Here is a 21,100-nt window from a genome sequence, read left to right as displayed (position 1 = left end):
CGGCTGACGGCCTGCCGTGGACGACTACCGCGCCGTCAGGATCACCTTGCGCTGGCCTGGCCGCGGCGCTGCTGCCGCGCGGAACGCGTCCTCGACCCGCTCGACGGGGAACACGTCCGTGACGATGTGCTGGGCAAAGTCGGGGTGTGCGATCAGATAGTCCTGCGCCAGCTCGAGCATCTCGCGATGGTGGCGAGTGACGCCGGTGACCAGCGTGCCGTTGTTGCGGAAGAAGGCGCGCAGGGGCAGGGCGTACCAGTCGTCGTCGGGGACGCCGTAGGCGACCACGGTGCCGCCGTTGGCGATCGCATTCATCGCGTCGGCGACCGTGGCGCTCTGGTGGCCGACCATCTCGAAGATCACATCGGGGCGGTCCTGTTCCGCGAGCGACGCCGCCCACACTCGCGACGTGGTGCGTGCCAGCGAGTCGACGGGCAGCCCGACGATGTCCTCGGTCCGGTCGACGGGGTCCACGCCCACGATGCTGACGGCCCCTCGTTCCTTGGCCATCACGCTGGTCATCAGGCCGAAGGGCCCCATGCCGATGATCGCGACCGACTTGCCCTCGAGCGATCCGAGGCGCTCGAACACGGTGAGCAGGCAGGCGACGGACTGGGCGACGGTGACGTGCGCATCCGGCGCGGCCATGCGGACCTTGGAAACCTGGTCGCCGCGGGTGACGAACTGCTCGCGTAGCGCGCACCAGTCGGTGGCCCAGCCGACCACGCGGTCCCCGGGGCTGAAGTCGGCGTGTTCGGAGTGAACCACTGTGCCGACGACCTCGTGCATCGGGTGTCCAGGGGTCGCGTAACCCAAGGGGGGAACCATCGCGCCGCGCGCGAACGGCATGTCGGAGCCGCACACGGCGCCCGCGCTGAGGCGGACGAGGAGCTCGCCCGGTCCGGCCGTGAGCGGCTCCGCGTCCTCCGTGCGCTCGAAGGTGAAGGGCGCGGTGAGGCTGTAGGCCCACTCGGTGCTGGTCTCTGCGGTGTCAATGCTCATATCCGGAACCTAGCGCCGGTGACGGTCGTTCGACCGGGACTTTGGGCCGGTGAGGCGTGGTTGCGGGGCAGAACGGACCCCTACCGCGCACTCACCGCCCAAAACGTGCGGTATCGGACCCATAGGGCGCGGGTGGGGAGCGGCGGGGCGGGTGCGGGAGGTGCGGGTGCGGGCGGCGCGGTGGGGCCGACTACAGCGCCCCCAGGGCCCTGCGCATGGGTTCCAGCTTGGCCTCGGACTCGGCCCACTCGGACTCGGGAACCGACGCCGCGACAATGCCGCAGCCGGCGAACAGGCGCGCGCGGGTGGGGTCCTCGCGGTTGATCTCAGCCGAGCGCAGCGCGATGCACCACTCGCCGTCGCCGGCCGCGTTGGTCCAGCCCACGGGCCCGGCGTACCGGCCCCGGTCCAGGTCCTCGAGAGCGTCGATCACGGCCGCGGCCGCCAGGGTCGGCGTCCCGCACACCGCCGCAGAGGGATGCAGCTCGCTCACCAGTTCCAGCGAGGTCGCGGAGTGGTTGAGGACGCCGGTCACGTCGGTGGCGAGGTGCATGACATTGGGGAGGTGGAGCACCGACGGCTCCTCCGGCACGTTGATGGAAGCGCAGTGGTCGACCAGCACCTCGCTGACGGAACGCACCGCGTACTCGTGCTCCTCGCGGTCCTTGGAGGAGCGGGCCAGGGCGGCGGCGTGGGCGAGGTCAACGAGTTCGTCGCCCGTCGGCCTGATGGTCCCGGCCAGCACGCGCGACGTCACCAGGCCGTGATCGACTCGCGCCAGCAGCTCGGGCGTGGCCCCCACCAGCCCGTCCACGTGGAACGTCCAGCAGCTCGGGTAGTCGTCGGCGAGCGGGCGCAGCACCGCGCGCACGTCGATGGGGTTCTCCGCCTGGGCGCCCACCGCGCGGGCGAGCACCACCTTGTCGACCTCGCCATCGACGATTCGCAGGATCGCGGTACTCACCGCCGCGTTCCAGGTCTCGCTGTCGCCGGTCTCGACGCTGACGTTGCCGAGCGGGGCGACAGGGACGGCCTCGCCCAGCGCATCGGCGAGAGCGGGAACGACGCCGCCGGGTGCCCTGGTGATCTCGGTCATCCACGCGTGGTCGCCGCGCTTGCCCACGACGAACCGGGGCACGATCATTGTGCCGCCCGCCGCGGAGGCGTCGGAGAAGGCGAATGACCCGAAGGCGATCAGGCCGGTGCCGGGCTGACGCAGGTCGTCGTGGACCTCCGCGTGTCGGGTCAGGCGTCGCCACCACGCATTGGCGTCGGTGTAGCGGGTCGCGCCGGCGCCGTCGAAGCGCTCCGCGACGCCCCACGCGATGAGTCCCTCGCCGCGACGAATCCACGAGTAGCCGTCGGGCGGCAGGAGATCGAGCAGGTCGCCTGGGTCGGAGATCGCGACGGTGCGGGCGCTCAAGGGCCCGGCAGTTGTGGAGTTGACGGTCACTCTCTTACCTTACGGCGCGCCGGAGTCGAGGCCGTCCCGGACCCCGACCAGGAGGCCGCGCGACCCCGCCCGGGGTGAGATGGCGGGCGCGGTCAGCGACCTCGCCCGAGGCCGCGGGACCCCGCCCGGGGGGCGATCCCCGGCGCGGTCGGCGACCTGGCGGAGCGCCCAAAAGCCCACCTATATATACGCACAATAATTGTTGCGTTAATCGAGCGCGTTTTGTGCGTTACTCGGAGTGCGCGAGCACCCGTTTTCGGCGCGTACCCTTGACGCGTGAGAACTGAAGCCGACGTCATCGTCATTGGTGCGGGCCCCGGGGGGTCCGCCGCGGCGTACTACCTGGCCCAAGAGGGTTTTGATGTGATCGCCCTCGAGAAGTCGCACTTCCCGCGCGAGAAGGTCTGCGGCGACGGGCTCACGCCCCGCGCTGTGCGCGAACTGCAACTGATCGGCCTCGAGACGCCCCGCGAGGATGGCTGGATTCCGAACAAGGGCCTGCGGATGATCGGCGGCGGCCACCGTCTCGAGTTTCCGTGGCACGACCTCGAGTCCTTCCCCGACTACGGACTCAGCCTGCCGCGCGCTGCCTTCGACCACAAGCTTGCCCAGCACGCGCGAGCTGGCGGCGCCGACGTGCGCGAGGGCTGGTTCGTCACCGGCGCGGTGCGCGACGAGCGCTCCGGACGCGTCACCGGCGTGACGGCCAAGCGCACGGACGCCAACGGCCGCAAGGTGGGCGAAGAGGTCACCTACAGCGCCCCGCTGGTGATTGCCGCCGACGGCGTGAGCGCGCGAATCGCGCTGGGCCTCGGCATCGAACGTAAGAAGAACCGCCCCATCGGCGTCGCCGTGCGTACGTACATCGAGACGCCCCGCGACACCGAGGAGTGGATGGAGGGTCACCTCGAGATCTGGGACGGGGAGCGCGGTGCCTCGAACCTACTTCCCGGCTACGGCTGGATCTTCCCGCTCGGCGACGGCACCGCGAATGTCGGACTCGGCACGCTGAGCGCCAAGGGCATGCCGCCCAAGCTCGACCACCGCGCGCTCATGGCCGACTGGCTCGAGCACTCCGCGGCGGACTGGGAGTTCGGCGACCAGGTAGGCGACATCAAGGGCGCCGCCATCCCCATGGCCTTCAACCGCCAGCCCCACTACGTTCCCGGGTTGATGCTCGTCGGCGACTCCGGCGGCATGGTGAACCCGTTCAATGGCGAGGGCATCGCCTACGCGATGCAGGCGGCGCGGCGCGCAACCGAGGCCGCGGTTGCTTCTCGCGCGGCGACCACCGCCGAGCAGAAGGAGGCCGCGCTGGCCTCCTACGCCCGCATGATGAAGGATGACCTGGGCGGCTACTACACGATGGGTAGGGTGTTCGCGAATCTCGTGGAGCACCCATCGGTGATGCGGCTCAGCACTCGGTACGGTTTGGCTAGTCCGCTGGTGATGGAATTTACTTCTAGACTGCTTGCAGATGTCTACGAGCCGCGCGGGGGTAACTGGGCCGACAAATTACTATCGGCCTTGACTAAGATTACTCCGGCGGCTTAAACGCGTGTCCGGCAATATTTTGGATCGACTGAAACGTATGAAAGGAAGCGCCACGTGAATCCCTACGTACCGATTGTCGTGATGATTGTCATCGCCGCACTCATGGCCATAGGTGGCCTCACCCTTAGTTCGATGGTGGGACCCAAGCGCTACAACTCGGCAAAGCTCGACCGCTACGAGTCAGGCCTGCAGCCCACCCCGGGCGCGGCCGGCGGCGGACGTATCCCGATCAAGTTCTATCTGGTCGCGATGACCTTCATCATCTTTGACATAGAAGTGGTGTTCCTTTACCCGTGGGCCGTCGCCCACGAAGCCCTCGGCTGGTTCGGTCTGATCGCGATCATGACCTTCCTGTTCCTCATCACGATCCCCTTCGTGTATGAGTGGCGCCGCGGCGGATTTGAGTGGGAGTAGACAATGGGACTTGAAGAAAATGCACCTCCGTTCATGCTCGGTGGAGTCGAAGACTTCCTGGGCTACATGCGCGCCGGATCACTGTGGCCCGCCACGTTCGGCCTGGCGTGCTGCGCGATCGAGATGATGGCGACGGGCACACCCCGTTTCGACATCGCCCGCCTGGGCTCCGAGGTATTCCGCGGTTCGCCGCGTCAGGCCGACCTGATGCTGGTCGCCGGACGCGTGTCCAACAAGATGGCCCCCATCCTGCGCCAGGTCTACGACCAGATGGCAGAGCCCAAGTGGGTCATCGCCATGGGCGTGTGCTCCTCCTCCGGCGGCATGTTCAACAACTACGCGATCGTGCAGGGCGTTGACCACGTGGTCCCGGTCGACATCTACCTTCCCGGCTGCCCCCCGCGCCCCGAGATGCTGCTGAACGCGCTGGTCGAGCTGCAGGAGCAGATCCGCAAGACCCCGCTTGGCACCAACCGGATCGAGATGGCCGCCGCAGCCGAACAGGCGGCACTCGCGGCCACCCCGACCTCCGACATGAAGGGACTGCTGCGTTGAGCGACAAGCCCGCAAAGAAGCCCGCGTCGAAGAAGTCCCCTGTGGGCTACACGCCCGAGCAGACCAATCAGGACATCGCGTCGGCGGTGCCCGACCCCGAGGGTCGCGCCCCCATCACGCTGATCAACGTCCGCGAGGGCATGTTCTCCGGGGCCAACGACACCTCCGGCTTTGGCGGACTCGTCAAGGCCGTCCAGATGCCGGGAAGCTCCGAGCGCCCGTACGGCGAGTGGTTCGACGGTGTCGTGGACATGCTCGAGGAGCTGCTTGGCGAGGACGCCGAGGAGGCGTTCGAGTACGTGGTCGTCGATCGCGGCGAGCTCACCATCTACGTGCAGCGCGACCACCTGCTGACCGTCATGACGCACCTGCGCGACGACCAGGACCTGCGCTTCGAGTTCTGCCTTGGAGTCTCGGGAGTGCACTACCCAGACGACCTGGGCCGCGAGCTTCACGCCGTCTACCCGATGCACTCGATCACGCACAACCGCCACATCCGCATCGAGGTCGCCGTGAGCGAAGACGACCCGCACCTGCCGTCCATCACCAGCGTCTACCCGGCCAACAACTGGCACGAGCGCGAGACCTGGGACTTCTTCGGCATGATCTTCGACGGCCACCCGTCGCTGGCCCGCATCGAGATGCCCGACGACTGGGTGGGCCACCCGCAGCGCAAGGACTACCCGCTCGGTGGAATCCCGGTCGAGTACAAGGGCGCGACGATCCCATCACCCGACACGCGGAGGCAGTACCGATGAGCCCGCAGACGTTCAGCACCCACGCCACCGGCGCCTTCTCCTCAGACGAGGACGCCCCGGAGTACACCGCCTACGGCCAGGACTGGTCGGAGATCTCGGAAGAGGCCAAGCGCCTCGGCCAGCAGCGCATCGTCGTCAACATGGGCCCCCAGCACCCCTCGACCCACGGCGTGCTTCGCGTGATGCTCGAGATCGAGGGCGAGACGGTCACCGAGGCCCGCGCGGGCATCGGCTTCCTGCACACGGGCATCGAAAAGAACATGGAGTACCGCTCGTGGACCCAGGGCGTGACGTTCTGCACGCGCATGGACTACGTGCAGTCGATGTTCCAGGAAGTGGTCTACTGCCTGGGCATTGAGAAGCTGCTCGGCATCACCGACGAGATTCCCGAGCGCGCCAGCGTGCTGCGTGTGCTCATGATGGAGCTCACTCGGATCGGCTCGCACCTGGTCGCGATCGGCACCGGCGGTAACGAGATGGGCGCGACCACGGTCATGACCACCGCGTTCATCGCCCGCGAGGACACGTTCCGGATCATCGAGATGATCACCGGCCTGCGCACCAACAACGCGTACATCCGCCCCGGCGGCGTCGCGCTCGACACCCCCGATGGCGCGGTCGACTACATCCGCTCGCTGCTGCCGGACATCAAGATGCGCCTCGACCAGCTTGCGGACCTGCAGCTCGAGAACCCGATCTTCAAGCTCCGCCTCAAGGGCATCGCGAACCTCAACCTGTCGTCCGCCATGTCGCTGGGTGTCACGGGGCCGATGCTGCGCTCCGCTGGTCTGCCTTACGACATGCGCAAGACCAACCCGTACTGCGGCTATGAGACGTACGACTTCCAGGTGCCCACCTCCACCGACGAGGACGCGTACTCACGCGTGGTGCTGCGCATGGAGGAGTGCTACGAATCGCTCAAGCTCATTGAGCAGTGCTGCGAGCGCCTCGACGCAATGGAAGGCCAGCCCGTGATGGTGGCCGACAAGAAGATCGCCTGGCCCGCGCAGCTCGCGCTTGGACCTGACGGCCAGGGCAACTCCCTCGAGCACATTCGCCACATCATGGGCGAGTCGATGGAGGCGCTGATTCACCACTTCAAGCTGGTGACGGAGGGCTTCCCCGTCCCGGCAGGACAGGTCTACCAGCAGATCGAGAGCCCCAAGGGCGTGCTCGGCGTGCACCTGGTGAGCGACGGCGGCACCAAGCCGTGGCGCGCGCACTTCCGCGACCCTGGCTTCAACCACCTGCAGGCGTTGTCCATCCTTTGCCAGGGCGGACAGGTGGCCGATGTGGTGGTCGCCATCGCGACCATGGACTTCGTACTGGGAGGCGTCGACCGATGACCTACGACGAGAAGACCCTCGCGGGTCTCAACAAGGACGCGGCCGAGATCATCGGCCGCTACCCCGTCAAGCGCTCCGCGCTGCTGCCGCTGCTGCACCTGGTGCAGTCGATCGAGGGCTACGTGAGCCCCAACGGCATCGCCTTCTGCGCGCAGCAGGTCGAGCTCACCTCCGCCGAGGTCAGCGCGGTAGCCACGTTCTACACGCAGTACAAGCGCCGCCCCAACGGCGAGTACGCGGTAGGGGTGTGCACCAACACGCTGTGCGCCATCATGGGCGGCGACGAGATCTACCGCACGGTCTCCGAGCGACTCGGCGTCGGGCACGACGAGACGACTCCGGACGGCAAGGTCACGCTCGAGCGCATCGAATGCAACGCGGCCTGCGACTACGCGCCCGTCATGATGGTGAACTGGGAGTTCTTCGACGACCAGACGCCCCAGAGCGCACTCAAGTTGGTCGACGACATCCTCGCGGGCAAGGACATCACGCCCACGCGCGGGCCGGACAAGGTCTCGAACTTCAAGGACACGTCGCGTGTCCTCGCCGGCTTCTCCGACGGCCGGGCTGACCAGGACCAGGGCATCGGCGCGCCGTCGCTCGCGGGACTCAAGGTCGCCAAGGAGCAGGGTTGGTCCGAGAACCAGGGCCGGAAGGAGGCGGGCGAATGACCGATCTCACTCCCGTCCTGAGCGCCACGTGGGGCGCCGAGAAGTCTTGGGCGCTCGACACGTACACCGACCACGGCGGCTACGCCGGCCTGAAGAAGGCCCTCGCCATGGAGCCAGGCGACATCATCGCCGCCGTCAAGGACTCCGGTCTTCGCGGCCGCGGCGGCGCGGGCTTCCCCACCGGCATGAAGTGGGGCTTCCTGCCCCCCGATGACGGCGGCCCCCGCTACCTCGTGGTCAACGCCGACGAGTCCGAGCCGGGCACGTGCAAGGACATTCCGACCATGCTGAGCGCGCCTCACACGCTCATCGAGGGCGTCGCGATCACGTCGTTCGCCATCGGCTCGAACCACGCGTTTATCTACGTGCGCGGTGAGGTCGTTCACGTCTACCGCCGCCTCATGCAGGCAGTCGCGGAGGCCTACGCGGCCGGACACCTGGGAAAGAACATCCACGGCACCGGCTACGACCTCGAAGTCACCGTCCACGCGGGCGCCGGCGCCTACATCTGCGGCGAAGAGACCGCGCTGCTGGACTCCCTCGAGGGCCGCCGTGGCCAACCGCGACTCAAGCCCCCGTTCCCCGCCGTGGCCGGGCTTTACGCCCGCCCCACCGTCGTGAACAACGTCGAGTCGATCGCCTCCGTCCCGGCCATCATCGACCGCGGCGTCGAGTGGTTCACGTCCATGGGAACCGAGCGTTCCAAGGGCATGGGCTTCTTCTCGCTGTCCGGCCACGTCAAGAACCCCGGCCAGTACGAGGCTCCGCTCGGCATCACGCTGCGCGAACTCCTCGAGATGGCGGGCGGTATGCGCGAGGGCCACCAGCTCAAGTTCTGGACCCCCGGTGGATCCTCGACCCCCATCTTCACGGACGAGCACCTCGACACCCCCCTCGACTACGAATCCGTAGGCGCGGCGGGCTCGATGCTGGGCACCCGCGCGCTGCAGATCTTCGACGAGACCACGTGTGTGGTCCGCGCCGTCACGCGCTGGACCGAGTTCTACAAGCACGAGTCCTGCGGCAAGTGCACCCCGTGCCGCGAGGGCACCTACTGGCTCGCGTTGATCCTCAAGCGCCTCGAGGCCGGCACCGGCACCCAGGCTGACATCCAGCAGTTGCTCGACACCTGCGACTCGATCCTGGGGCGCGCCTTCTGCGCACTAGGCGACGGCGCCACGTCCTGCGTCAGCTCCTCCGTCAAGCTGTTCAAGGAAGAGTACGAGGCGCACGTGACCGAGGGTGGTTGCCCGTTCGACCACTCCGCATCGGCGATCTTCGAGTACGAGAACGCTTCCGAATCGCCCGCTATCGAGGAGGCACTCGCATGACCGCCACCGCAGACAAGGCCACGGCCGTCCCCGTCGAGACCGTCACGCTGACGATCGACAACTCCGAGGTCACCGTGCCCAAGGGCACGCTGATCATTCGCGCCGCCGAGCAGGTCGGCATCGAGATCCCGCGCTTCTGCGACCACCCGGCGCTCAAGCCCGCGGGTGCGTGCCGCCAGTGCCTCGTCGACGTCGCTGCCCCCGACCGTGAGGGCAACGTCCGCGCGTTCCCCAAGCCGCAGGCATCTTGCACCATGACCGTGATGGACGGCATGGTGGTCAACACTCAGCACACCTCGGAGGAGGCGGAGCGAGCTCAGACCGGCGTGATGGAACTGCTGCTCATCAACCACCCCCTCGACTGCCCCACGTGCGACAAGGGCGGCGAGTGCCCCCTTCAGAACCAGGCCATGAGCGCCGGCCGCTCCGAGACGCGCTTCGTAGAGACCAAGCGCGTCTTCGAGAAGCCGCTGCCGCTATCCAGCGAGATCCTGCTGGACCGCGAGCGCTGCATCCTGTGCCAGCGCTGCACCCGCTTCTCCAAGGAGATCGCCGGCGACGCGTTCATCGACCTGCAGAACCGCGGCGCGATGCAGCAGATCGGCACGTTCGACGAGGACGTGCTGGGCTTCGACGGCTACGGCCCCATCGGCGTAGCAGCGGAGGACGAGTCGGGCAAGGCCTTCAGCTCGTACTACTCCGGCAACACCGTCCAGATCTGCCCGGTTGGCGCGCTCACGTCCGCGGCCTACCGCTTCCGCTCGCGCCCCTTCGACCTGGTCTCCAGCCCCGGCATCTCCGAGCACGATAGCTCCGGCAGCGCGATCCGCGTCGACCACCGTCACGGCACCGTGATGCGTCGCCTCGCGGACCTCGACCCCGTGGTCAACGAGGACTGGATCACCGACAAGGACCGCTTCGCCTTCAAGTGGCAGAACCTCGACGACCGCATCACCAAGCCGCTCATGCGCGGCGAGGATGGCGAGCTGGTAGAGGTGCCGTGGCCCGATGCGATCGCCGCCGTAGCGGCCGGTCTCGCCAAGGCGACCCGCGACGAGGACGCCAAGGGAGCCGCAGTGCTTCCCGGTGGCCGCGTCACGCTCGAGGACGCGTACGCCTACGGAAAGTTTGCCCGCACGGTGCTCGGCACCAACGATGTCGACGTCCGTACGCGCATCGCCAGCGACGAGGAGCAGGCGTTCCTCGGCTCGCACGTCGCAGCCTCCGGCATCGGCGTGACGTTCGCGGACCTCGAGAAGGCGCCCAGCGTGCTGATGGTGGGCTTCGAGCCCGAGGACGAGGGCGGCGTGGTGTTCCTGCGCATGTTCAAGTCCGTCGGCAAGCAGTCCGTCTTCACCGTAGCGCCGCTGCTGTCGCACGGCTCCGCCAAGCTCAACGCGACCCTCGTCCCCGCCGTTCCTGGCAAGGAGGGCTCGGCGCTGTCCAAGCTCGACGACGCCGCTGTGACGGCCCTGAGCGAACCCGGCGCGGTCATCGTCGTCGGCGAGCGCGCAGCGGGCTCCGCCGGCGCCCTCACCGAGGCACTGAAGCTTTCCGAGCGCACGGGAGCCCGCCTCGCGTGGATCCCGCGCCGAGCAGGAGAACGCGGTGCGGTCGAGGCCGGCGCTCTTCCGGGACTGCTTCCGGGTGGCCGCGACGCAGGCTCAGCCAAGGCTCGCGCCGAGATCGCGAAGGCGTGGGGGGTCGAGGCTCTCCCGGGTACCCGTGGCCGCGACGCCGCAGCCATCATCGCCGCGGCATCGGCCAAGAAGCTCGACGCGCTGATCGTCGGCGGCGTGACGCCGTCCGACCTCTCGGGTGACGTGCTGAAGGCGCTGGAAAACACGCCGTTCGTCGTCAGCCTCGAGGTGCGCCGCACAGAGGTTTCCGAATACGCCGACGTGGTACTGCCCGTCGCGCCGCCCACCGAGAAGTCCGGCACCTACGTGAACTGGGAGGGGCGCCTGCGCGCGTACGCCACGGCGATCGCGACCGACGCGCTTCCCGACTATCGCGTGCTCGAGCTCATCGCGCGGGAGATGGGTGTCGACCTCGGCACCCGCTCACTCGCGTCGGTGAACAGTGAGCTCGCGTCAATCGCCGCTCCGGCAGCAGCGGTCCGACCCAAGGCCCCCGCGGTCAGGGTGGCCGCAGCCAAGGCCGCCAAGAAGAGCGACAGCATCGTGCTGGCCTCGTGGCACCAGCTGGTCGACGAGGGCGCGCTGCAGGACGGCGAGCCCTACCTCGCCGGCACCGGCCGCACCGCCGTCGCGCGACTCTCGCAGGCTACGGCCGATGCGCTGGGCGCCGCCGGTGGAATGGTGACCTTGATGGGTCGCTCGCGTCAGTCTCTCGAACTCCCCGTGCACGTGACCGATATGGTCGACGGCGTGGTGTGGGTTCCAGCCAAGTCCCCGGGATCCTGGGTCGCACGCGACCTCGGGCTCGAACCGGGCGACTCGATCACAGTTAAGGGTGGCGTGTGATGACCAGCATGAATCTTCTCGCCGCTGCGGTGGAGCCGGGCTCCGAGGCGGCAGCCTTCGCGGCCGACTCGATGTGGACGGTCATCGTCAAGGCCATTCTCATCGTGATCTTCCTGCTGACCTCCGTGCTGTTCGCGGTGTGGTTCGAGCGCCGCGTGATCGGTCGCCTCCAGGAGCGTCCGGGTCCGAACGTGCACGGGCCCTTCGGCCTGCTGCAGTCGGTGGCGGACGCCATGAAGCTCATGTTCAAGGAAGACATCACGGTGCGCGCCGCGGACAAGGTGCTCTACATCGCTGCGCCGATGATCTCCGTGTTCTCCGCGCTGCTGATCTTCTCCGTGATTCCGTTCGGCCCCGTCACGCGAATCGTGGGCACGGACTTCTCCACGCCGCTCCAGCTCACCGACATCCCGGTGGGCGTGCTGTTCATCCTGGCCGTGGCCGCAGTCGGCGTCTACGGCATCGTGCTTGGCGGCTGGTCCTCCGGCTCCACTTACCCGCTCATGGGCTCGATCCGTTCGACCGCCCAGATCATCTCTTACGAACTCGCCATGGGTCTTTCGCTCGTGACCGTGTTCATGCTCGCCGGCTCGATGTCCACGGCGGACATCGTTAACTCGCAGGTAGACCGCTGGTGGATCTGGCCGCTGCTGCCCGCCTTCATCCTTTACGTCATCTCCATGGTCGGCGAGACCAACCGTCTTCCCTTCGACCTCCCCGAGGCCGAGGGCGAGCTGGTGGCCGGCTTCATGACGGAGTACTCGTCGCTGAAGTTCGCGTGGTTCTTCCTCGCCGAGTACATGAACATGATCAACGTCTCGGCCGTCGCCTCGGTACTGTTCCTAGGAGGGTGGCGCGCGCCGTGGGCCGCGAGTTGGCCGGGCGCCGAGATGCTCAATACGGGCATCTTCCCGCCGATCTGGCTGATCCTGAAGATCTGGCTGTTGATGTTCGTGTTCGTGTGGATCCGCGGCTCGGTGCTGCGCTTCCGCTACGACCAGTTCATGAAGATCGGCTGGAAGGTCCTCATCCCCGTGGGCCTCGGCTGGTTGGTCTTCTTCGCGGTTGGCCGTCAGGCATTCAGCTCGTGGGGTCGCGACCTCAACGTGTTCGACGGCCTGGCCGGGTTCATCGGAATCCTCATCGTCATCGCCGTCTGGAGCTTCGTGAACGACGCCCGCAAGAACGCCGAGGCGGAGGAGCTCGCATCACGCGAGCCCGAGCCTGAGACGCTCGACGCCTTCGCCGGCGGCTACCCGGTGCCGCCGCTGCCGCACCAGTCTTTGCCGCCTTCACCGCGATCCGGCCGTACGGTCGATGCGCCCGCCAGCAAGCAAGAGGAGGACGCTGATGCCTAAGTCAGACGACGTCTGGGAAGTGAACCGTGAACGCGACGGGCAGTCCAAGCCCTTCGAGTCCAACCTCCCCAAGAAGGGCGCGGTCGGTCAGACCTTCGCGCCCGTAGCCGGTTTCGGCGTCACCCTGCGCAACTTCTTCCGTCCCACAGTGACGGAGCAGTACCCGCGCGTGAAGACGCCGCCGATGCCGCGCTATCACGGCCGGCACCAGCTGAACCGTCACCCCGACGGGCTCGAGAAGTGCATCGGCTGCGAGCTGTGTGCGTGGGCCTGCCCCGCGGACGCAATCTACGTCGAGGGCGACTCCAATAGCCCCGAGAACCAGGTCAGCCCCGGCGAGCGTTACGGCCGCGTCTACCAAATCAACTACCTGCGCTGCATCTTCTGCGGACTGTGCATCGAGGCGTGCCCCACCCGCGCGCTGACGATGACCAACGAGTACGAGCTTGCCGGTCCCACGCGGGAGGGCCTGATCTACGAGAAGCAGGACCTGCTCGCGCCGATGGGCGAGAACATGCTCGCGTCCCCGCACCCGATGGTGCCTGGCACCACGGACGACAACTACTACCGCGGCGACGTCACCGAAGCGGTCGAGTCGCAGGTCGAGTGGGTCCGCGAGAACCGTCCCGAGGACCCGACGCTGCCGGAGAACCAGAAGTACCAGGCTCCCGACGAAGATTCGAGCAAGGTTCCGCACAACGCACCTGCGAGCGACGGCAGAGCTGCTCCTGCGGGCGCGATGAACAACGCCATGCAGAACAAGTTCGGAGGCGGCTCGTGATTAGTCCGCTCCTGTTCTGGGCCGTCGCGCTCCTCACGGTCCCGCCCGCGCTGTCGCTGCTGTTCGCCAAGAAGGCCGTGCACATTGCGATGTCGATCGTGCTCGTCATGGTCGGACTGGCCACCGCGTACGTCGGCCTCGACGCGCCGTTCCTCGCGGTCGTGCAGATCGTCGTCTACACCGGCGCCGTGATGATGCTGTTCGTGTTCGTCCTCATGCTGGTCGGTGTCGACCAGCGCGAGGACCTCAAGGAGACCATCAAGGGCCAGCGCTGGATCGCCCTGTTCGCCGCCGGCGGTCTGGGGATCTTCCTGATCTCGGTCATCGCGCGCGTGACGCTGCCGACCTCCAGTTCTCCCGTCACGGGCGACCCGGAAGTGATCGCCGACGTGCTGTTCTCCAAGTACGTGCTGGTCATGGAGGTGCTGGGCTTCCTGCTTATCACCGCCGCGATTGGCGCACTCGTGATGACGCACATGCCGCGCATGCGCCCGCGTCACACGCAGAAGGAAATTTCCGCCGCGCGAGTCAAGGTTGGCGCGGACCCGGTCAACCGCCCGATGCCCGGCTACTACGCGCGGCACAACGCCCTGGACGTGCCTGCGCTCGACCCCGAGGGCAACCCGATTCCGGACTCCGTCTCTCGCGTGCTCGAGTCGCGTAATCAGACGCAGGACGGCGTCGAGTTCCGCGCGCACCTAGAGGACCCGCGCGTGCGCCGGCCCAAGGCAGCCGAGATAGAAAATCCCGAAGGGAAGGGAGAGTAATGGATCCCATTAGCTTCGTTTACCTCGCGGCAGTCCTGTTCGCGATCGGTTCGGCTGCAGTGCTCACGCGCCGCAACGCGATCGTCGCCTTCATGGGCGTCGAGCTGATGCTCAACGCCGCGAACCTGTCCCTCGTGTCCTTCTCTCGTATCCACGGTGAGGTTGACGGCCAGGTGATGGCGTTCTTCGTCATGGTCGTGGCCGCAGCCGAGGTCGTCGTAGGCCTCGCGATCATCATCGCCGTGTTCCGAACCCGCCAGAGCATCTCGCTCGACGAGCCCGCAGAACTGAGGGGTTAAGCATGCTGGATTTGTCCTGGCTCTTGATTGCCGTGCCATTGGTCAGCGCGTTCGTGCTGATCCTGCTCGGCAAGCGAGCCAACTCCTGGGGACACTGGGTGAGCGTGGGGGCGTCGTCCCTCTCGTTCGTCATCGGCCTCGTCATCTTCCTGCAGATTGTCTCCAGGCCGTCCGACGACCGCATCGTCAACGTGCACCTGTTCGACTGGATTCCGGGCGGAGACTTCCAGCTCGACGCCGGGCTGCTGGTTGACCCGCTGTCGCTCACCTTCGTCCTGCTCATCACGTTCGTCGGCACGTTCATTCACATCTACTCCGTTGGCTACATGGCGACGGACAAGAACCGCCGCATCTTCTTCGCGTACCTCAACCTGTTCATCGCCTCGATGCTGCTGCTGGTTCTGGCGGACTCCTTCCTGCTGCTGTTCGTGGGCTGGGAGGGCGTCGGCCTCGCGTCGTACCTGCTGATCGGGTTCTGGAACTTCAATCCCGAGTACGCGACCGCGGCCAAGAAGGCGTTCGTCGTCAACCGCGTCGGCGACATGGGGCTCATCATCGCGATGGGCCTGATGTTCGCGACCTTCGGCAGCGTGGACTTCGCGACCGTGTTCGACAACGTCTCCAACGCCTCGCCCGCCATGATCACGGCCATCGGCCTGACGCTGCTGTTCGCCGCGGCCGGAAAGTCCGCACAGTTCCCGCTGCAGTCCTGGCTCGGCGACGCGATGGCTGGCCCCACCCCGGTGTCCGCGCTCATCCACGCCGCCACCATGGTGACCGCCGGTGTCTACCTGATCGTCCGGTCCGCGGACATTTTCAACGCGACGCCCACCGCGCGCGTCGTGGTCGCCTCGATCGGTGCCTTCACGCTGCTGCTCGGTGCCGTCATCGCGCTCGCCAAGGACGACATCAAGAAGGCGCTCGCCGGGTCGACCATGTCCCAGGTGGGCTACATGATGCTCGGCGCGGGCCTGGGGCCCATCGGCTACGCGTTCTCCATCTTCCTGCTGGTCGCGCACGGCTTCTACAAGGCGACCATGTTCCTCGGCGCCGGCTCGGTCATGCACGGCATGAAGGACCGCCTCGACATGCGTCGCTTCGGCGCGCTGCGCGGCGCCATGATCGTCACCTGGATCACCTTCGGCGCCGGCTGGCTCGCCATCATGGGCATTCCGCCCTTCTCCGGCTACTTCTCCAAGGACAAGATCATCGAGACCGCGTTTATCGGCGAGGGCTGGCAGCCATGGGTCTTCGGTGGCGCAGCGCTCCTGGGCGCCGGGCTCACCGCGTTCTACATGTCGCGCATGTTCTTCATGACGTTCCACGGCAAGGCGCGCTGGGAGGACGACCAGCACCCGCACGAGTCGCCTCGCATCATGCTGATTCCGATGATCGTGCTCGGCTTCGGCGCGGCCTTCATTGGCCTGATTCTGGCAAGCGGCAACCGGTTCGTTAACTGGCTCGAGCCTGTGACCGGCCACGCCGAGCACGGCGAGCCCGTCATCCCGGAGAACATGATCATCGCGCTCACGCTCGCGCTGGTGTTCCTGTCCATCTTCTGGGCATGGCGCCGGTACGGCGCGGTCGACGTCCCCACCGAGCCGCCCGCTGCCTCGCTGGCCACGATCGCCGCCCGGAACGACATGTTCCAGGATTCGGTCAACCGTGCCGTGTTCCAGCGTCCGGGTCAGCACCTGACTCGCACGCTCGTGTACGCGGACGCGGCAGTGGTCGACGGAGCCGTCAACGGCACCGCGGCCGGCGTCGCCAAGACCGGTGAAGCTACCCGTAAGTTGCAGACGGGCCAGGTGCGCGGTTACGCCGCGACGATGCTCGTCGGCCTGGTCATACTCGTCATTATTGTGGTCCAGGGAGGTCTCTAAACCATGTTTCCGTTCCTGACTGTCCTCGTAGTGCTGCCCGCCGTTGGCGCGGCGGTGCTGTGGGCGCTACCCGCATCGGCCCGTGGCCGGGTGCGCGAAATCGCGCTCGGCATTACCGTGATCGAGCTGCTGCTGGCAGCCGTCATGTTCCTACAATTCGACCGCGACGCGGCCGGCGCCTTCCAGTTCGCGGAGCTCCACAGTTGGATTCCGCAGATCGGCACGTCCTGGGCGCTCGGCATCAACGGCATCGGCCTGTCGATGGTCCTGCTCGCCGTGATCCTCACCCCGGTGGCCATCGTGGCCGGCTGGCGCGAGGACACCGACCTCAAGAAGCGCACCAACTACCTCGCGCTGATCCTGCTGAGCCAGGCCTTCATGGTGGGAATCTTCGTCGCCCGCGACGTCTTCCTGTTCTACGCGATGTTCGAGGCCATGCTGATCCCGGTCTACTTCCTCATCGGCATGTTTGGCGGGCTACAGCGCCGCTACGCCGCGGTGAAGTTCCTGATCTTCTCGCTCGTGGGCGGGCTCATCATGCTCGTCGGCGTCATCGCCCTTTACTTCCAGGGACCCGGTGGCGAACAGGGCTTCCTCACGGACAACCTCACCGGCCTCGACCTGGCGACCACCACCGAGCGGCTGATCTTCCTCGCGTTCTTCCTCGCCTTCGCGATCAAGGCGCCGATGTTCCCGGTGCACACGTGGCTGCCGGACGTCGCCGAGACGGCCCGCGTCGGCACCACCGCGCTCCTTGTAGCGGTGCTCGACAAGATCGGTACGTTCGGGATGCTCACGCTGTGCGTGGTCCTCTTCCCGGAGGCCGCACGTTGGGCAGCCCCCGTCATCATCGTGTTCGCGGTGCTGTCGATCCTGTACGGCGCGCTGCTGGCAATCGGCCAGGAGAACATGCTCCGCCTGGTGGCCTTCACCTCGATCAGCCACTTCGGCATCATGGTGCTCGGCATCTTCGCTTTCCAGCAGACCTCCATCGAGGGCGCCTCGCTGTACATGTTCAACCACGGCATCTCCACGGCCGCGCTGTTCTTCGTGGTCGGCTTCCTGATCGTGCGCCACGGGACGGCGAACATCAGCGAGTTCGGCGGACTCCAGAAGGTCGTCCCCATCTTTGCCGGAACGTTCCTGATCATCGGACTGAGCGCGTTGGGCCTTCCGGGTCTATCTCCGTTCATCTCCGAGATCCTGGTGCTGATCGGTGCGTGGGGCGCGGTGCCCGTCGCCGTGGCCTTCGCCACGCTGGGCGTGGTCCTCGCCGCGATCTACATTCTGTGGCTGTACCAGCGGGTATTTGCCGGGCCCACGCGCAAGGGTCTCGAGAAGACCCGCGAGCTCAGCCTGCGCGAGCGGCTGGTGGCCTGGCCGCTTATCGCGGTCATGGTGATCCTGGGCTTCTTCCCCGCGATCGCCATCAACTACCTGCGGGATCCCGCCCAAGACATTGTGTCCATCGTGAGTGTTGAGGAGGCCGGTCAATGACCTTCGTGACCCCCACTATTAATTGGGCGCCCATGCTGCCCATGCTGATCGTCTTCGGGGCGGCCGCGCTCGGCGTGCTGCTCGAGGCCTTCATCCGTACGCCCGCGACCCGTCGTGTGGTGCAGTTCCTGCTTGCGATCGGCGCGCTCCTGCTCGCGGTCGGTGCCGCTGTAGTGCAGTGGGCCACGCTCGACGGCGCTGGCACCGTCGTGATGGACGGCATGATCACGGTCGATCGCCAGGCGCTGCTCTGGCAGATCATCATCCTGGTGATGGGCATCTTCGGCGTCATGCTCTTCGCGAGCCGCACGTCTTCGGGCGAGTCCGGCTTCACGCCGCTCGGCGCCTCCGTGCCCGGCTCGCAGGAAGAGACCATCGCGCGTCGCAAGGGCTTCGAGCTGACGGAGGTGTTCTCCCTCGGGCTGTTCGCCGTCGGCGGCATGATGCTGTTCACCTCGGTGACCGACTTCATCTTCCTGTTCGTCGCGCTCGAGGTGTTCTCGCTGCCCCTGTACATCATGGTGGCGCTGTCCAGGCGTAGGCGCCTGCTCTCTCACGAGGCGTCGCTGAAGTACTTCCTGCTGGGCGCGTTCTCCTCCGCGTTCTACCTGTTCGGCGTAGCGCTCCTGTACGGGGCGACCGGTGAGTCGTCGTACAGCGGAGTTGCCGCCGTCATTCAGGCGACCGCCACCACCGACCCGCTGCTGCTCACCGGAGCGGTCATGGTCATCTCGGGCCTGTTCTTCAAGCTGGGCGCGGTGCCGTTCCACGCGTGGACGCCGGACGCCTACCAGGGCGCACCCACGTCGGTGACGGCCTTCATGGCCGCCGCGACCAAGGCGGCGGCTGCCGCCGCGCTGCTGCGCATCGTCTACACGACGTTCTACACGCTCGGCTGGGAACTGTCCTGGCTGTTCTGGACCGTCGCGATCGCGTCGATGGTTGTGGGCACCGTGGTGGCGCTCGTGCAGACCGAGATCAAGCGCATGCTCGCCTACTCGTCCATCGCGCACGCCGGGTTCATCCTGGTGGCGTTCGGCGGATTCTCGTCGATGGCCCTTAGCGCGCTGCCCGTCTACCTGCTGATGTACGGCGTCGCTACTGTCGGCGCCTTCGCGGTCGTCACCCAGGTGCGCGAGCGCACCGAGGACGGCGCGATCGGCAGCGAGGCCACCAGGCTCGGCCAGTGGGCCGGGTTGGGCAAGCGCTCCCCGTTCCTGGCCGGAGCCATGGCGTTGTTCCTGCTCTCGTTCGCGGGTATCCCGCTGACGGCAGGCTTCATCGGCAAGTTCGTGGCGTTCAGCGCGGCAATCGATGGCGGCGCTTGGCCGCTGGTCCTGATCGCCGTCATCGCGTCGGCGGCATCCGTGTTCTTCTACGTCCGGTTGATCATCCTGATGTTCTTCACCGACGTGCCGGAGGGCGCTGAGGACTCCATCCAGGTGGACTACTCGCCGCTCGCCCGCGTGGTGGTCATCGTGACCGTCGCCCTCGTCCTGGTGCTCGGCATCCTGCCGGGATGGTTCCTGGACGCGGCCAACGACGCGGCCGTGTTGCTGGCGAACGTAGCTAGCTAGTCATGGCCCTCCCCATCGGAAACAGCGCACTCGATGCGGTGATCCAGCCCCGACTGGCAATCGTCGAGGAGAGGCTGCGAGACGCCGTCACGCAGTCCGATGCCCTGGCCGACGCGACCAGCCGACACCTGGTTGACGCGGGCGGAAAGCGACTGCGGCCGATGCTCGCACTGCTGACCGCGCAGCTGGGCGACGGCACGCGGCCCGAGGTGGTCGAGGCCGCAGTGGTGGCCGAGCTGACCCACCTCGCGACGCTGTATCACGACGACGTCATGGACTCGGCTCCCACCCGTCGCGGCGCGCCCGCGGCGCACGAGGTCTGGGGCAACTCGGTGGCCATCCTCACCGGCGACCTGTTGTTCGCGCGGGCCTCTCGAGTGGTGGCAGGCCTGGGCCCGGACGCGGTCCGCATCCAGGCGATTACCTTTGAACGCCTGTGCATCGGGCAGCTGCACGAGACGGTTGGCCCCGTCGAGGGCGAGGACCCCACCGCGCACTATATTCAGGTGCTAGCGGACAAGACCGGATCGCTAATAGCTACCTCCGCGCGCTTCGGCGCGATGTTCGCCGGCTGCGAGTCCGCCATCGTGGAGCAGGTCACCAACTACGGAGAACTCGCAGGCATCGCCTTCCAGCTCGCTGACGACGTGATTGACGTGCGTTCCGATGCTGAGACCACCGGCAAGACCCCCGGCACCGACCTGCGCGAGCGGGTTCCCACTATGCCGGTGCTGCTGCTGCGCGCCCGCGTCGCGACGGGCGCCGATGCTCCGGCCGAGTTGGGTGGGGAACGTATCCCGCTCGACGCGGCGACGCTAGAGAGCGACCGGGCACTACTGGCGGAGATCGACGGGGACCTGACCGCAGACGCGGCGCTCGCCGCAGTCGTCGAGAAGCTGTCCGTGCACCCCGTCGTCGACCAGACCGCCGTGCTCGCACGCAGCTGGAGCGACCAGGCCATCGAGTCCATCGCTAACCTGCCTGAGGGCGACGTCAAGAGCGCGCTGGTAACGTTCGCGCAGGCTCTCGTCGCGCGCGCCGCCTGATTATGGCCGGCGAACGGATGCTGTTCCCTCAGGGCGAGGGCGAGTTTGAGCGTTCGGTGCGCCGCTTTCAGGGCCTCGCGCTCGGCGCGATCGTGATGGTGCTGCTCGTCGGCGTGCTGGCGATCCCCCTCATGCTGTGGCAGCCGACTGTCCTGTGGGTGCTGCTGGGGATGGTGCTGGTGTACCTGCTGGCGCTGATTCCCTTCGCGATCAAGGTCTCGCGAGAGGGCAAGCTCCTCAAGTATCAGAGACCCATTCCGCCGCAGGCTCCCGACCTCAGTTAGTCGCTTTGGTGCCGCCCCAGTCCAGGGCAGTGTTGAAT

General features: G+C 67.0%; 19 protein-coding genes. 17 read left to right on the top strand and 2 right to left on the bottom strand.

The features are described from left to right. Nucleotides 1-24 precede the first annotated feature (24 nt). Both ACQU6B_RS12065 and ACQU6B_RS12060 read right to left on the bottom strand, forming a co-directional pair. Entirely contained in the window at nucleotides 25-1,002 is a 978-nt protein-coding gene (locus ACQU6B_RS12065; protein ID WP_430867786.1) for an alcohol dehydrogenase catalytic domain-containing protein, read from the bottom strand. Between the two features lie 190 nt (nucleotides 1,003-1,192). Then, complete coding sequence (locus ACQU6B_RS12060) at nucleotides 1,193-2,455, bottom strand: isochorismate synthase (RefSeq protein ID WP_430867785.1); 1,263 nt, start codon at nucleotides 2,453-2,455, stop codon at nucleotides 1,193-1,195. A 276-nt stretch (nucleotides 2,456-2,731) separates the two neighbouring features. Between ACQU6B_RS12060 and ACQU6B_RS12055 the strand changes: the two genes are divergently transcribed. From ACQU6B_RS12055 to ACQU6B_RS11975, 17 genes are all read left to right on the top strand, one after another. Continuing rightward, on the top strand, nucleotides 2,732-4,009 hold the full coding sequence (locus tag ACQU6B_RS12055; protein ID WP_430867784.1) for a geranylgeranyl reductase family protein: 1,278 nt from the start codon (nucleotides 2,732-2,734) through the stop codon (nucleotides 4,007-4,009). A gap of 81 nt (nucleotides 4,010-4,090) precedes the next feature. Then, entirely contained in the window at nucleotides 4,091-4,423 is a 333-nt protein-coding gene (gene ndhC, locus ACQU6B_RS12050) for an NADH-quinone oxidoreductase subunit A (protein WP_430869250.1), read from the top strand. A gap of 3 nt (nucleotides 4,424-4,426) precedes the next feature. Beyond that, entirely contained in the window at nucleotides 4,427-4,978 is a 552-nt protein-coding gene (locus ACQU6B_RS12045; protein ID WP_430867783.1) for an NADH-quinone oxidoreductase subunit B, read from the top strand. Beyond that, nucleotides 4,975-5,736, top strand: a complete 762-nt coding sequence (locus tag ACQU6B_RS12040; RefSeq protein ID WP_430867782.1) for an NADH-quinone oxidoreductase subunit C — start codon at nucleotides 4,975-4,977, stop codon at nucleotides 5,734-5,736. The genes ACQU6B_RS12045 and ACQU6B_RS12040 overlap by 4 nt, the downstream gene beginning before the upstream one ends. Further along, the gene (locus ACQU6B_RS12035; RefSeq protein ID WP_430867781.1) at nucleotides 5,733-7,082 is read left to right on the top strand and encodes an NADH-quinone oxidoreductase subunit D; all 1,350 of its coding nucleotides are present in this window, start codon (nucleotides 5,733-5,735) and stop codon (nucleotides 7,080-7,082) included. Before ACQU6B_RS12040 ends, ACQU6B_RS12035 begins: the two co-directional genes overlap by 4 nt. Beyond that, complete coding sequence (gene nuoE, locus ACQU6B_RS12030) at nucleotides 7,079-7,753, top strand: NADH-quinone oxidoreductase subunit NuoE (RefSeq protein WP_430867780.1); 675 nt, start codon at nucleotides 7,079-7,081, stop codon at nucleotides 7,751-7,753. The genes ACQU6B_RS12035 and nuoE overlap by 4 nt, the downstream gene beginning before the upstream one ends. After that, a complete protein-coding gene (gene nuoF / locus ACQU6B_RS12025; RefSeq protein ID WP_430867779.1) occupies nucleotides 7,750-9,084 on the top strand; it encodes an NADH-quinone oxidoreductase subunit NuoF in 1,335 nt (444 codons plus the stop codon). Before nuoE ends, nuoF begins: the two co-directional genes overlap by 4 nt. Then, the gene (locus ACQU6B_RS12020) at nucleotides 9,081-11,570 is read left to right on the top strand and encodes an NADH-quinone oxidoreductase subunit G (protein ID WP_430867778.1); all 2,490 of its coding nucleotides are present in this window, start codon (nucleotides 9,081-9,083) and stop codon (nucleotides 11,568-11,570) included. The genes nuoF and ACQU6B_RS12020 overlap by 4 nt, the downstream gene beginning before the upstream one ends. 8 nt (nucleotides 11,571-11,578) lie before the next feature. Next, nucleotides 11,579-12,928, top strand: coding sequence for an NADH-quinone oxidoreductase subunit NuoH (nuoH, locus tag ACQU6B_RS12015; RefSeq protein ID WP_430869249.1), 1,350 nt, complete (start codon nucleotides 11,579-11,581; stop codon nucleotides 12,926-12,928). Beyond that, complete coding sequence (nuoI, locus tag ACQU6B_RS12010) at nucleotides 12,921-13,709, top strand: NADH-quinone oxidoreductase subunit NuoI (protein WP_430867777.1); 789 nt, start codon at nucleotides 12,921-12,923, stop codon at nucleotides 13,707-13,709. The genes nuoH and nuoI overlap by 8 nt, the downstream gene beginning before the upstream one ends. Further along, entirely contained in the window at nucleotides 13,706-14,476 is a 771-nt protein-coding gene (locus ACQU6B_RS12005) for an NADH-quinone oxidoreductase subunit J (RefSeq protein ID WP_430867776.1), read from the top strand. Before nuoI ends, ACQU6B_RS12005 begins: the two co-directional genes overlap by 4 nt. After that, on the top strand, nucleotides 14,476-14,775 hold the full coding sequence (gene nuoK / locus ACQU6B_RS12000; RefSeq protein ID WP_430867775.1) for an NADH-quinone oxidoreductase subunit NuoK: 300 nt from the start codon (nucleotides 14,476-14,478) through the stop codon (nucleotides 14,773-14,775). The genes ACQU6B_RS12005 and nuoK overlap by 1 nt, the downstream gene beginning before the upstream one ends. Before the next feature lie 2 nt (nucleotides 14,776-14,777). Next, nucleotides 14,778-16,658, top strand: a complete 1,881-nt coding sequence (nuoL, locus tag ACQU6B_RS11995) for an NADH-quinone oxidoreductase subunit L (RefSeq protein WP_430867774.1) — start codon at nucleotides 14,778-14,780, stop codon at nucleotides 16,656-16,658. A 3-nt stretch (nucleotides 16,659-16,661) separates the two neighbouring features. After that, nucleotides 16,662-18,155: an NADH-quinone oxidoreductase subunit M gene (locus ACQU6B_RS11990; RefSeq protein ID WP_430867773.1), complete on the top strand. Its 1,494-nt coding sequence runs from the start codon at nucleotides 16,662-16,664 to the stop codon at nucleotides 18,153-18,155. Then, nucleotides 18,152-19,732, top strand: coding sequence for an NADH-quinone oxidoreductase subunit NuoN (gene nuoN, locus ACQU6B_RS11985; protein ID WP_430867772.1), 1,581 nt, complete (start codon nucleotides 18,152-18,154; stop codon nucleotides 19,730-19,732). The genes ACQU6B_RS11990 and nuoN overlap by 4 nt, the downstream gene beginning before the upstream one ends. Before the next feature lie 2 nt (nucleotides 19,733-19,734). Further along, on the top strand, nucleotides 19,735-20,778 hold the full coding sequence (locus ACQU6B_RS11980) for a polyprenyl synthetase family protein (protein WP_430867771.1): 1,044 nt from the start codon (nucleotides 19,735-19,737) through the stop codon (nucleotides 20,776-20,778). Between the two features lie 17 nt (nucleotides 20,779-20,795). Then, entirely contained in the window at nucleotides 20,796-21,062 is a 267-nt protein-coding gene (locus tag ACQU6B_RS11975) for a hypothetical protein (RefSeq protein WP_430867770.1), read from the top strand. Nucleotides 21,063-21,100: the final 38 nt, after the last annotated feature.

This window comes from Demequina aurantiaca (assembly GCF_050598105.1).
Taxonomy (GTDB): Bacteria; Actinomycetota; Actinomycetes; order Actinomycetales; family Demequinaceae; genus Demequina; species Demequina aurantiaca_A.
Note: the sequence above shows the minus strand (reverse complement) of the source record. Positions and strands in the feature narration are given on the sequence as shown.